General features: G+C 32.5%; 11 protein-coding genes. 5 read left to right on the forward strand and 6 right to left on the reverse strand.

The features are described from left to right. Nucleotides 1–54 precede the first annotated feature (54 nt). The 5 genes from lgt to APR43_RS19110 all read right to left on the reverse strand — a co-directional run bounded on the left by lgt (nucleotide 55) and on the right by APR43_RS19110 (nucleotide 5,082). Nucleotides 55–987 carry a prolipoprotein diacylglyceryl transferase gene (gene lgt / locus APR43_RS19090; RefSeq protein ID WP_053470980.1) on the reverse strand — a complete coding sequence of 311 codons (933 nt, stop codon included), beginning with the start codon at nucleotides 985–987 and terminating at the stop codon, nucleotides 55–57. A gap of 67 nt (nucleotides 988–1,054) precedes the next feature. Then, nucleotides 1,055–1,303 (reverse strand): membrane protein insertion efficiency factor YidD, encoded by a 249-nt coding sequence (gene yidD / locus APR43_RS19095; protein ID WP_053470979.1) that lies wholly within the window; start codon nucleotides 1,301–1,303, stop codon nucleotides 1,055–1,057. A 95-nt stretch (nucleotides 1,304–1,398) separates the two neighbouring features. Continuing rightward, entirely contained in the window at nucleotides 1,399–2,877 is a 1,479-nt protein-coding gene (cysS, locus tag APR43_RS19100) for a cysteine--tRNA ligase (RefSeq protein WP_053470978.1), read from the reverse strand. 133 nt (nucleotides 2,878–3,010) lie between these two features. Then, nucleotides 3,011–3,682: a GTP cyclohydrolase I FolE gene (gene folE, locus APR43_RS19105; RefSeq protein ID WP_053470977.1), complete on the reverse strand. Its 672-nt coding sequence runs from the start codon at nucleotides 3,680–3,682 to the stop codon at nucleotides 3,011–3,013. 203 nt (nucleotides 3,683–3,885) lie between these two features. Continuing rightward, complete coding sequence (locus APR43_RS19110) at nucleotides 3,886–5,082, reverse strand: pyridoxal phosphate-dependent aminotransferase (protein ID WP_053470976.1); 1,197 nt, start codon at nucleotides 5,080–5,082, stop codon at nucleotides 3,886–3,888. A 122-nt stretch (nucleotides 5,083–5,204) separates the two neighbouring features. Between APR43_RS19110 and APR43_RS19115 the strand changes: the two genes are divergently transcribed. The 5 genes from APR43_RS19115 to APR43_RS19135 all read left to right on the forward strand — a co-directional run bounded on the left by APR43_RS19115 (nucleotide 5,205) and on the right by APR43_RS19135 (nucleotide 12,992). Then, nucleotides 5,205–6,530, forward strand: a complete 1,326-nt coding sequence (locus tag APR43_RS19115; protein WP_053470975.1) for a PDZ domain-containing protein — start codon at nucleotides 5,205–5,207, stop codon at nucleotides 6,528–6,530. 158 nt (nucleotides 6,531–6,688) lie between these two features. Continuing rightward, on the forward strand, nucleotides 6,689–9,316 hold the full coding sequence (locus APR43_RS19120; RefSeq protein ID WP_053470974.1) for a gliding motility-associated C-terminal domain-containing protein: 2,628 nt from the start codon (nucleotides 6,689–6,691) through the stop codon (nucleotides 9,314–9,316). A 19-nt stretch (nucleotides 9,317–9,335) separates the two neighbouring features. Continuing rightward, nucleotides 9,336–10,265 carry a type IX secretion system membrane protein PorP/SprF gene (locus tag APR43_RS19125; protein WP_053470973.1) on the forward strand — a complete coding sequence of 310 codons (930 nt, stop codon included), beginning with the start codon at nucleotides 9,336–9,338 and terminating at the stop codon, nucleotides 10,263–10,265. 10 nt (nucleotides 10,266–10,275) lie between these two features. Next, nucleotides 10,276–12,405 carry an OmpA family protein gene (locus APR43_RS19130; RefSeq protein WP_053471179.1) on the forward strand — a complete coding sequence of 710 codons (2,130 nt, stop codon included), beginning with the start codon at nucleotides 10,276–10,278 and terminating at the stop codon, nucleotides 12,403–12,405. A 95-nt stretch (nucleotides 12,406–12,500) separates the two neighbouring features. Further along, nucleotides 12,501–12,992 (forward strand): hypothetical protein, encoded by a 492-nt coding sequence (locus APR43_RS19135; RefSeq protein ID WP_053470972.1) that lies wholly within the window; start codon nucleotides 12,501–12,503, stop codon nucleotides 12,990–12,992. Between the two features lie 200 nt (nucleotides 12,993–13,192). Here APR43_RS19135 and APR43_RS19140 read toward each other — a convergent pair whose 3' ends face one another. Then, nucleotides 13,193–13,573: a DUF1573 domain-containing protein gene (locus tag APR43_RS19140; protein WP_053471178.1), complete on the reverse strand. Its 381-nt coding sequence runs from the start codon at nucleotides 13,571–13,573 to the stop codon at nucleotides 13,193–13,195. Nucleotides 13,574–13,788 lie beyond the last annotated feature (215 nt).

The following is a 13,788-nucleotide window of genomic DNA, read 5'->3' on the forward strand; positions in this document are numbered from 1 at the left end:
AAGTCCAGTATTTAGAAATACTGGACTTTTATATTTTTAAGATTTTGTTTAATATTAAGAAGCTGCTAAAGGATTTCTTTGTGCTCTAATAATAAAGAAAAGACCAATTATAATAAATGGAATACTTAACCATTGTCCGGTTGAGAATAAACCTAATTCTTTTTCGATACCTCCCTGACTTTCTTTTACAAATTCAACGACAAAACGTACAGCAAATAAAAGAACTAAAAATAATCCGAATAAGTATCCTGATTTAAGTCTTGCATTAGTTTTCCAATACAAGAAATATAAAATGGCAAATACAAAAATGTAGCAAAAAGCTTCATATAATTGCGTTGGATGTTTTGCAGGAACCTGTGCTAATAAATCAGCAAATTTAGGATCTGTTGCTATTGCATTATAAGCTTCTTTTGGATTTGCGATTTGAGTTGCATTTACTGCTTCTGCCTTGCTGAATTTATCATGTAAAAAACGGATTCCAAAAGCCGATGTAGTTTCATGTCCAATAATCTCGGAATTGAAAAAATTCCCTAAGCGAACAAAAATAGCACCGCTTGCAACTGGAATTACTACACGGTCTAAAATCCATAATAAAGGACGTTTCAAAATCATTTTGCTGTAATAATACATTGCAAAAATGATTGCAATAGCTGCGCCATGACTAGCTAAACCTTGAAAACCTGTAAATTCAAATTTTGGTTCAAATTTGAACGGTAAAAAGATTTCCAGTAAATGGTTTCTGAAATATTCCCAGTCATAAAAGAAAACATGACCTAAACGAGCTCCTATTAATGTTGCTAAAACAGTCCAGACAAATAATGAGTCTAATTTGTCTAAAGATTCATGTTCGCGTTCGAAAATCTTTTTCATTAGGAACCATCCTAAACCAAAAGCGATTACGAACATTAAACTGTAATAACGAATCATAAAAAATCCTAAATCTATTCCTTCTGAAGGATTCCAAACGATGTTTAAAGGCTGTGTCATATAGTGTAATGTTTTTTTATATGTTGTAAAAATAAATATTAAATGTGGAGCAAGTCTTTATAAAAAGTTAATGTTTATGTGAACATTTCTTCTCAGGAACGGGATCATAACCAGTTCTTCCCCAAGGATGACAGCTTAAAATTCGTTTCATTCCTAAATATCCTCCGTAAAATAATCCGTGCATTTGCAATGCCTGAATCATATACGTTGAACAAGTAGGTTCAAACCTGCATGAAGCAGGTGTAAAAGGTGAAATCGCAGTTTGGTAAAAGCGCACCAGTATTACAAACGGATATATCAGAATTTTTGAAAACATATTTTATTAGTAATCAGTGTTCAGTATTTAGTGATTAGTTTAAGGTAAAGTGCAAATCTGAACACTAAATACTGAACACTGAATACTTCTTTTTATTAAATACTAAAAGAAGTTCCTTCTTTACCGTCTTTTAGCTGAATTCCTAAAGCAATTAACTGATCACGAATTTGATCCGAAAGAGCGAAATTTTTATCTGCTCTCGCTTGATTTCTCATTCCGATAAGCATGTTTACAACACCTTCTAATTTATTATTATTGCTGTCTGCCGCTTTCTCATCGCTTAAACCTAAAACATCAAAAACAAAAGCATTAATCGCTGTCGAAAATAATTTTAAATCTTCGGAAGAAATGGTTTCTTTTCCTTCTTTTAATAAATTGATATAACGAACGCCTTCAAATAACTGCGCAATTAAAATTGGTGTGTTAAAATCGTCGTTCATTGCATCGTAACAAGCTTGTTTCCATGCAGCAAAATCAATAGAACTTGATGAACCGACTGTTATTGCTGGTAATGCTTCAAGAGCTTCTATTAATCTTTTATATCCTTTTTCGGCAGCTGTAATCGCGTCATCAGAAAAATCTAAAATACTTCTGTAATGTGCCTGTAACATAAAAAATCTAGTTACTGAAGCAGAAAAAGCTTTGCTTAAAATAGTATTATCCCCGCTTAGAATCTCTCCCGGTAAAATATTATTTCCGGTAGATTTTGCCATTTTCTTTCCGTTAAGCGTAAGCATGTTGGCGTGCATCCAGTAATTTACCGGCGATTGTCCTGTGCAAGCTTCATTTTGAGCAATTTCACATTCGTGGTGTGGAAATTTTAAATCCATTCCACCGCCGTGAATATCAAAATGATTCCCTAAATATTTAGTACTCATTGCAGTACATTCTAAGTGCCAGCCCGGGAAACCATCGCTCCAAGGAGAAGGCCATCTCATAATATGTTCTGGTTCGGCTTTTTTCCAAAGTGCAAAATCCTGCGGATTTCTTTTGTCCGATTGTCCATCAAGATCACGGGTGTTAGCAAGCATATCTTCGATATTTCTGCCGCTTAAAACTCCGTAATTATTGGTTTCGTTATATTTTACAACATCAAAATAAACTGATCCATTGGCAACATAACCAATTCCGGTATCAATTATTTTTTTGATAATTTCGATTTGCTCAATAATATGTCCGGTTGCAGTTGGCTCAATACTTGGCGGTAAAAAGTTGAAGGCTTTTAAAATGTCATGAAAGTCAACCGTATAACGCTGAACAACTTCCATTGGCTCTAGCTGCTCTAAACGTGCTTTTTTAGCAATTTTATCTTCACCTTCATCAACATCATCTACAATATGGCCAACATCGGTAATATTACGAACATAACGAACTTTGTAATCCAGATGTAAAAAATACCTGAAAATCACGTCAAAAGACATAAAAGTCCTTACGTTTCCTAAATGCACATTGCTATAAACCGTTGGTCCGCAAACATACATTCCAACATTTCCTTCATGGATTGGTTTGAAATTTTCTTTTTCACCCGAAAGTGAATTGTATATTTTTAGTGGCTGACTGCTATATAGTGGCATAATTTTTTAATGATTTTTTTAGGACCTATTCCTGCTGTCCGCTGTATCTTTTATCTCGTAATTGACAAGACCATAAAAAAATACCGCTTCCATCAGGGCTAGACCATAAATATAATAGAAATATCGTAAAAAATTAGAACTGAGTATCTAATTTAATATAGTCAAGAAACTCTCTTTTTGTTTGAGGATCTTTGAATTTTCCGCCAAATTCAGAAGTTACTGTACTGCTTTCAATATCTTTAATTCCTCTTGAGTTCACACAAAGGTGTTTTGCGTCGATAACACAGGCAACATCTTCGGTTGCTAAAGCTTTTTGAAGTTCCTGAACAATCTGCATTGTTAAACGCTCTTGAACCTGAGGTCTTTTAGCATAATATTCAACAATACGGTTCATTTTTGATAAACCAATAACTCTTCCACTTGAAATATAAGCAACGTGAGCACGCCCTATAATTGGCAGTAAATGGTGTTCGCAAGTAGAATAAACAGTAATGTTTTTTTCTACTAACATTTCACCGTATTTGTAATTATTGTCAAAAGTTGAAGCTTTTGGCTGTTTTGCAGGGTTTAAACCACCAAAAATCTCTTTTACAAACATTTTAGCTACTCGGTTTGGAGTACCTTTTATGCTGTCGTCTGTCAAATCCATTCCCAGCGTTTGCAGAATGTTTTCAACATCTTTTTTAATTTTTTCTATTTTTTCTTCATCAGTTATGTCAAATGCGTCCGCTCTTAGAGGGTTTTTTGCATTACTGCTGAAATGACTGTCACCTATTTCGTCTAAAAAATCTTCGTTATTTATCATTAAAAACTACTATTATAATGGGTATATCTTTTTAAGGCGGTAAAGATAATTAATAAATAGGAAACCTTTTCTATGGTTTTTACTATTTAATTGATCCTTTTTGGATATAATTTAAAATTGGTCTAATTGTGACTTCTTTAAAATACAAAAGACAATAACACAAATGGTTATTGTCTTTTGAAAGTTTAAGTTTGGTTTGCTTTTTATTTGCTGTTATATACCAAAAGTGCTTCTTTTAAAATATTTACAGCAGTTACTAAGTCTTTCTTATTCAAAACATATGCAATACGAACCTGATTTAATCCCATTCCAGGAGTTGAATAAAATCCTTTTGCAGGAGCAATCATAACTGTTTCGCCATTTAAGTCATAACTTTCTAGAAGCCATTGAGCAAAATCATCAGAATCTGCAATAGGTAACTCAGCAATACAGTAAAAGGCACCTTTTGGTTTAGTTACAACTACACCTTTAATTTTATTTAATTCTGAAATTAAAGTGTCTCGACGCTCTTTATATTCTCCAATTACTTCGTCAAAATAACTTTGAGGCGTATCAATTGCGGCTTCGCATGCAATCTGCTCAATTGTTGGCGGACTTAAACGCGCCTGAGCAAATTTCATTACTGTTGCCAGTACTTCCTTATTTTTAGTAATCAAACATCCAATTCTCGCGCCGCACATACTGTAGCGTTTTGAAACTGAATCGACCATGATTACGTTTTGTTGTACATCTTCTAAATTCATAACTGAATAGTGTACATCATCTCCATCATACAAAAACTCACGATATACTTCGTCAGCAATTAAGTATAAATCGTATTTTTTAATTAAACCTGCTAATTGTTTAATTTCAGCTTCTGAATATAAATATCCGGTTGGATTACCCGGATTACAAATTAAAATTGCTTTTGTTTTTGGTGTAATCAACTTTTCGACTTCTTCAATACTTGGCAAAGCAAATGCCGTTTCGATAGTCGAAACAAGAGGAATTACGGTTGCACTTGTAGAAGAGGCAAACGCGTGATAATTAGCATAAAAAGGCTCTGGAATAATGATTTCATCTCCAGGGTCTGTAATTGTGGCCAGTGCAAATAAAAGGGCTTCAGAGCCACCAGTTGTAACAATGATGTCTTCTGAGTTAACATTTACATTTTGGCGTTGGTAAAATTTTGCTAATTTTTTTCTGTAGCTTTCATATCCGGCTGACGGACTGTATTCTATAATACTTAAATCAATATTTTTTACCGCCTCGATGGCCACTTCGGGTGTCTTGATATCCGGTTGACCAATGTTTAAGTGATACACTTTGTGTCCTTTTTGCTTTGCTAAATCTGCATAAGGAGCAAGCTTGCGTATCGGTGATTCGGGCATGTTTCTGCCTTTGCTTGAAATTGTTGGCATGAGATTTTTTATTGAAGTGCAAAAATGCATTTTTTTTTCGAATTTAACGTAAACAATGCATAGACTTATAAAAATCTAACAATAATAAATATATTTACTAATTTTATAATAAAATATTGTCAATGAAAAAATATATTGTGTTGTTTTTTGGGTTATTGTTACCTTTTTGTGTAAAATCTCAGGATAGTTTTATTATCCAAAATAATAAAAAAAAGGCTGTAATGCCTTTTAAATTGATAAATAACCTCATTTTTATTCCAATTAAAGTAAACGGAATCGAGTTGAATTTCTTATTAGATTCCGGCGTCGAAGAAACTATTTTATTTAGTATGGATGAAATGCAGGAGGTTAAATTTAATAACGTTGAAAAAATCAGACTTAGAGGATTAGGATCTGAAAGTGAAATTGAAGGACTTAAATCGACAAAAAATACTTTTGAAACACACGGATTAAGATCTGATAATCATATGTTGTTTGTGATTTTAGATCAGAGTTTTAATCTTTCGTCACATATTGGTATTCCGGTAAATGGAATTATTGGGCATAAATTCTTTAAAAATAATATTGTAGAAGTTAATTATGAAAAGCGAAAAATTATTGTGCATTCAAATAATGAATCTATTAGAAAAAAATTAGATAAAAAATTTAAAGCAATACCTATTACAATTGAAAAATCTAAGCCTTATATTTACACAACTGCAGTTGTAGATGATGAAGAAATTCCGGCAAAATTATTAATTGATATTGGTAATAGTGATGCTTTTTGGATTTTTGAAAACAATAAAATAAAACTCCCGAAGAGAAATTTTCCTGATTTTCTAGGAAAAGGTTTTAGCGGTGATATTGAAGGGCATCGTGCAAGAATTCAAAAATTTATAATTGATGAATTTGAATTTAAGAAACCAATTGTAGCTTTTCCAGATTCGACATCTATTAAAAATGTAAAGATGGTTCCTGACCGTATTGGTTCTGTTGGCGGAGAAATCTTAAAGCGTTTTACAGTAGTTTTAGATTATGCAGATAAAAAGTTGTACCTTAAAAAAAATCACAAGTTTAAAGATCCTTTTACTTATAATAAAAGTGGAATTACAATCCAGCACAATGGACTGCAATGGGTTCAGGAAACTGTTCATTTGGAAACTGTAAAGGTTGCTGCATCACTAAACGAAGGAGAACCAAACCAAAATAACGGGGGAAATTTTAGATATAAATTTTCTTTGAAACCCGTTTATGAGATTGTCAATATCAGAAAACAATCTGCAGCAGAAAAATGCGGATTGCAAAAAGGAGATATTATAACCTCCATAAATGGTGAGCGGCCTTATAAATATTCGTTGCAGCAAATTAACCAGCTTTTAAAATCAGAAGAAGATAAATGGATTAATCTTGAAGTAGAGCGTAACAGTCTGATTTTGAAGTTTAGATTTAAACTCGAAGATGAATTGTAAATTATGGATTATGATTCTTTAAATTTTTTAGATTAAAAGTTTTGTTTCATTAATGATTTTTAAAATTGTTTGAATTTTGTGAAAAAATAAGTGTTAAAACTACTTTTTTGTTTAACAAACATTAATAATTTATTAAGTTTATCAAAAAATAGCAGTTTATGGCCAAAAAATACAATGATTTCTTACGTATAATTTTATTTTTTGTTTTTTTATCATTTTTACCTCAAATAGTAAATGCTCAATGTGCAGGGAATGACGCTGCTTTCACTGTTTGTGATATTCCTAATCCTAGCAGCAAAACAATAAATTTATTCTCATTACTAGGCGGATCTCCTGTTGCAGGGGGAACCTGGAAAGATGATAATTCTTCAGGTGGACTAAATGTTGCAACGGGAATTTTAAATGCCCAAGTAATTAGAGCAAGTGGTATATATCGTTATACTTATACAGTTACTGGAAATGCTGGTTGTGTTGATAATTCTGCAACTGTTACAGTAACGATAGGAGGTTATTCTGGAGTTACATCACCTAATTTTTCAGTTTGTAGTTCTGTCGTTAATTTTAATCTTTTTCAGGCTTTTAATGGTGTTGAATTGGGACCGCAATCTAATGGACAATGGCATAATGATACAACAAATGAATACATAGGTTCTTCTATAAATGTCGAAAATTTAGAAGGGGATTTTTATTTCACATATACTATGCCTGCAATTGGTACTTGTCCTGCAATGTCTTCAACAGCAATTATATCTGTTTTTAGAGCTCCAAAGTCGGGAAATTCAATACCATTAGGTTTATGCGCAAGTGATGGCTTGTCAGCTTACACCAATTATGATTTATTTTCTTTAATTTCCGATTATGATGCAGGGGGAACGTGGGTTGAAGCTAACGGAACTAACGAATTAACTTTTACAGGGGATCATAATATCAATATTGAAAAAATATATAATACTTACGGGTCGGGTAATTATAATTTTACTTACAAAGTGCCTTCTAGCGATTTTGTTTGTCCAGATGATCAAACTACAGTGAGAATCAGTCTTGAAAATAAACTTGATTTTACAGGCGCAATAGTAGAAGTTAACTCAGATATTTGTGAAACAGAAATTCCAACTGCTTCTTATACAGTAACCATTACAAGAGGACCGACAGCTATTCCGAACGGATTATATTATGTATCCTTTAATGTTTTGGGATCGAGTACCATAGAAACAGTTTCTGCTACTTTTACAAATGGAGTTGCTACGTTTCCAATTAAATCGGATTATTTTCAAAGAGCAGGAAGTTTTAGAGTAAACATTTTGAATATATTTTTGTCTAATAGCGCAAGATTGTGTCAAAACATTATAAATAACTTATCAGATGATCTTATCATTTACCCAATTCCAGATTTAGAGGGTGCTGTAATTAATCCTGTAGCGACTTGTCAAAATCAGGATGCATTAATTCAGATTTCAAATGCCGTAAAACTCGCTGATGGAGATTATGATATAATTTATAATTTATCAGGGGCGAATAATATACCTTCGCAAGCTACAAGAATTAGAATGTCAGGAGGAAATGCAAGTTTTGTTGTGCCTGAAATATTTAACTCAAGAAGCGGTACCTCTATTGTAACCATTACAGCAATCACTCACGTTGTGTCACAATGTGTTAATGCGGCTAATTTAAAAGGAGAAATTACAATTAATCCCTTACCAAACGGTTCACTTATAAGATTTGAGATTCCAATTGTTTGTTTTGGTGAAGCTGTTAGGGTTAATGTTTTTGGATTACAGACTTTAACGGATGTTACTTTGTCTTATATACTGTCAGGAAGAAACACGTCTAATGTTGAAACAGTTAATTTAATTGTAGAAAATGGAAGTGCAAGCTTTGTTGTTCCTGCTTCTTTATTGGTCAATTCTGGTAATACGATAATTTCCATTGTTAAAATAAAAAACAATACTACTAACTGTGAAAATGATGTAACAGGAATATCGGGTACACTAATATTAAATCCAATTCCGGCTGCGCCATCAGTAAACAATCAGGAATTTTGTAAAAGAGATCAAGCCACTATTGCAAATTTGCAGCCTCAGGGAGCTCAATATAAATGGTATATTTCTGCGACCGAAGTTACACCTCTTCCAAATACATATGTTTTAAAATCTGAAGATTATTTTGTTAAGGAAACTTCTGCTGCTGGTTGTGTATCTCCTGCAACGCAAATTACTGTAACAATAAATGATATACCAGCGCCAACTTTAAATCAGGATGGACAAAACTTTTGCGGCTTAGACAATCCTACAATTCTTGATTTGTCAAATAATACTGGATCGCCTTCAACAGTAGTTTGGTATGACGCACCAAATAATGGAAACTTGCTTTCGGCTTCAACTCCTTTAGTAGATAAAGCAACTTATTATGGGTTTGATTTTTCGCCGACACAAAATTGTGTTTCACAAGAAAATATTGCCGTTACGGTTTCATTAATAGTTTGTGATTCTCCGGAATATACATTTTTTGTTCCCGACGGATTTTCGCCAAACGGAGACGGAATTAACGACACTTTCACTATTCCGGACATCGATTTTTTATACCCAAATTATTCACTGGAAATTTTTAATAGATATGGAAACGGAATGTATAAAGGCTTTAAAAATAAGCCGGCATGGGATGGAATAAATTACGAACAAAGTGGAATTGGCGGCGGAATAGCACCAAACGGAGTATATTTTTACATTCTCTATTTTAATAAAGACAATAGACCCCCTCAACAAGGGCGTCTTTATTTAAATCGATAATTTTTAATATAAATTTCAAATGAAAAAAATAATACTCTATATAACTTTCTTCTTCTATATAACATCAGTTTCTGCGCAGCAGGATCCTGAATACACACATTATATGTACAACATGAGTGTGGTGAATCCGGCATATGCGACCGGAGTTCCTGCAATGATGAATTTTGGAGGATTGTACAGAACACAATGGGTTGGCGCAGTAGGCGCTCCAAAAACTTTTACCTTTTTTGGTCACACGGCGATATCTGATAAAGTCGAAGCCGGACTCTCTTTTATATCAGATGATATTGGTGATGGTGCTAAAAAAGAAAACAATATTTATGCTGATTTTGCATACGTTTTAAAATTAGGAGGAAAAAATAAGCTCTCTCTTGGTCTTAAAGCTGGATTATCATCAATGCAGACTAATTTTAATGGTTTTAAGTTTAATGATCCTGCGACAGATATGGCCTTCGCCGAAAATATAAATGCCACTAAACCCAACATTGGAGTTGGAGCTTATTATTTTAGAGATAATCTATATGTCGGACTTTCGGTTCCTAACTTATTGAAGACAAAATATATTGAAGAAAAATCGGGAGTAAATGCTTTTGGAGCTGAAAACATTCACACTTTTCTAACCGCAGGATATGTTTTCCAGGTAAATGATATGTGGAAAGTGAAACCTGCATTTATGACAAAATTTGTAAAAGGAGCACCAATCTCAATAGATCTAACAGCTAATGTTTTATATAATGAAAAATTTGAACTTGGTGCGGCTTATAGAATTGACGATTCGGTAAGTGCATTGTTTAATTTTAATGTAACCCCTACTTTAAGAGTTGGTTATGCATACGATTATACACTTACCAATTTAGGTCAATTTAATTCGGGAACACATGAAATTATGCTGCTTTTTGATTTGGATTTATTAGGTAAAGGATTTGATAAATCACCAAGATTCTTCTAAAATGAAAAATATGAAAAAACTACTCGTTATTATATTCGTATTTTCAATACAGTTTATAAATGCCCAGGATCAGGAATTGATTAGGGCAAAGAAATTTTTTGATAGAACTTACTACAGCGAAGCTATTGTTTTATATGAAAAATTAGCCGAAGAAAAACCATCTCAGGAAGTAATAAAAAACCTGGCCGATTCCTATTATTATACAAATGATTTAGTAAAAGCACAGCGCTATTATCGTCTTTTGATTCAAAATTATAATGACAATTTAGACAGAGAATATTATTTTAGATACGCGCAAACTCTAAAAGCTACAAATGCATACAATGATGCAAATAATGCTTTAAAAGAATATTATGCAAAATCATCAAACCCGGAAGATACTGTTAATTTCGAAAAAGATGTTAAAACTTTAGAAAATGTTTCGGCAATTGGAGAGAGATTTGAAATTAAAAATCTTCCAATAAACACACCAAATTCTGAGTTTGGAGCAGTTAAATACAAAGACAATTTAGTTTTTGCAGGCGTTAAATTGAAGCCGGGAATATTCGATAAAAAATTTAAATGGGATGGCGAAACCTATTTAAATCTGGTTACAGTTCCGTTAAAAAATATTAATGCAGCAGATTCTATTACGCATTATTTTGCCAAAGAATTAAAAACCGGAATGCACGAATCAAATGCCATTTTTACCAAAGATGGTAAAACAATTTACTTTACAAGAAATAATTCTAAAAACGGAAAGAAAAAGAAAGACGAAAAGAAAATTTCAAACCTTCAAATTTTCAAGGCAGAATTAGTCGGAGGAAAATGGACAAATATAACATCGTTACCTTTTAATAGTCCAAATTATTCCGTAGAACACCCTGCACTTAGTGCTGATGAAAAAGTGTTATATTTTGCTTCAGATATGCCGGGTTCAATAGGTTCTTTTGATATTTATTCGGTAAACATAAACAAAGGTGCATTTGATATTCCTAAGAATTTAGGTCCTGAAGTTAATACAAATAAAAGAGAGCAATTTCCTTTTGCTTCCGCAGATAATAAACTTTACTTTTCTTCTGACGGACATTTAGGTTACGGATCTCTGGATGTTTTTGTTTCTGAAATAAACGGAAATGAATATTCAAAACCAATAAATATTGGACTTCCGTTAAACTCAAACTTAGACGATTTTGCATTCAATATAGATTCGGAAACCAAAGAAGGATATTTTGCATCAAATAGAGAAGGAGGAAAGGGAGGCGACGATATTTATCAATTTAAAGAAACTAAAGATTTAATTGTTGAAGATTGTCATCAGTTGATTACAGGTGTTATTACAGATATTGACACTAAATTGGTTTTAGAAAATGCAACCGTAATACTGCAGGATTCAAATAATAAAACCCTGAATACAGCAACAACTTCTGCAGACGGAAAGTTTAGTTTTAGAGTTCCATGTGAAGCTTCATATAAGGTTTCGGCTTTTAAAGAAAAATATACAAATGAATCTAAAACGGTAACTTTAGATAATATCAGGGATAAAGAAAATGACGCTTCTTTAGCATTAAAATCTTTAGAAAAAATCAAACTAGAAGAAAAAGAAAATGCAGAAAAGAAAAGACAACAGGAAATTATTATAGAAGAAGAAAACAAGAAAAAAGAAGTTATTGCTGCTGTTGAATTAAAGCAGAAAGAGAAAAAGGCAAAAGAAGCTGAAATCGCTGCCGCAGAAATCAAAAAGAACGAAAAAGTAAAACAAATTTTAGAGAAGGAAAAAGATGTTGTAAGAGATAAAGATCGTTTAATTATTAAAACAGATCCAATTTATTTCGATTACAATATGTGGTACATTCGTAAAGAATCAAAAGTTGTTTTAGGAAGAGTTGTAGCACTGATGAATAAATATCCGGGAATGGTAATCGAAATTGGTTCGCATACAGATTCTCGTGGAAATGCAAAATTCAATGAAAATTTATCTCAAAAGAGAGCCAATTCGACCAGAGAATTTATCATACAATCCGGAATTGATGCCAAAAGGGTTTCTGCTAAAGGCTACGGAGAATCGGTGCCAATTATAAAATGTAAAACCGATGATGCATGTTCTGAAGAAGAACATGAATTAAATAGAAGATCTGAATTTGTGATTAAGAATTTATAAATTCTGTGAAAACAAATAATTTAATTGAGAAGCCTTTATTTTGGCTTCTTTTTTATTTAATTTTATAAAATAACCTTGAAACAAAATATTGAAATATGAAAAACCTAGTTTTACCTTGTCTGGTAGTTATCTGCATTGGATTTCAAAGCTGTAAAAATGAAGAAAAGCAAAAACAAGCTGAAGCAGCAAAAGCTGAATCTGAAATAGTTGTAAAAACGGAGTGTTATCAGGCCATATATGAAAAAGATACTCTTCAATTAAAGCTGAACACTTTAAAAAATGGAAAATTAAGTGGAAATATGATTATGAAAGTTGCGCCTTCAACTGTAAGAACGGGTGAAATTAAAGGCGAATTTCATGGAGATACTTTATTCGCGGATTATACTTTTAAGGATTTAGCAACTAAAGACAAAACGTTTAAAAATCCAATGGCATTTTTAAAGAAAGACAAACAGCTTATTTTAGGAAACGGAACAATGCAGACTACAATGGGAGTTACTTACTTAGTAAAAGACCAGCCAATCGATTTTGATCGTGTAAAATATAAATTTGATGCAGCTGAATGTGCTGTGAAAACAGAAAAATAGCCACAATATTGTCATTTCGACGAAAGAGAAATCTCCACGAGAAGCTCGACAAAGATTGGATACTCGTTGCGGAGTTACTTGCGGAGATTTCTCCTTCGTCGAAATGACAAAATCATCAAAAAGTGACTTTAATTCATCATAAAAAAAGCCGTTTCTAAATTTAAGAAACGGCTTTTACTATTTATTAGATTTTATTTTTGTTATAAAACTTCACCTTTAATTTTTAAGGCAACGCGGCCATCAGGATAATTTACAGCATTGGTTTCAACCGTAATTGTTTTACGAATTGGCCCGGCTGCCATGTTATATTTAACATCAATTTTTCCTTTTTTACCAGGCATTACAGCTGCAGCAGGTTTTGTAACAACTATAGAACTAACTGTCGATTCTGCACCAATAATTAAAAGCGGAGCATCGCCGGTGTTAGTAAACTCAAAGGAGCGAACTCCATTATCAGTCTTAGAAATTTTTCCATAATCAATTGTATTGTCCGGGGCTGCAAATTCAATTTTTGGGCCATTTTGTGCATAACCTATTGCGCTAAACAATACGACAGCAATAAAAGAGGCAACATTTTTCATCTTGAAATTATTTTTAAGTTGTAAGTAAATATACATTCTTTTAATTAACACACAAATTATTAATTCGCTTTTTATAGTGTACTTAATTATTTACTTTTGCTGTCAATTACAATTACAAAAATTGAACCAAAGTTTTTAGTTTATTTGTTTAACAGTTTAATCGGTTAACCGAACCACTCGGAAAGATTGAACAAATAAACAAATTGACGATTAAA

Source organism: Flavobacterium sp. NLM, from assembly GCF_002210235.1.
GTDB lineage: Bacteria > Bacteroidota > Bacteroidia > Flavobacteriales > Flavobacteriaceae > Flavobacterium > Flavobacterium panici.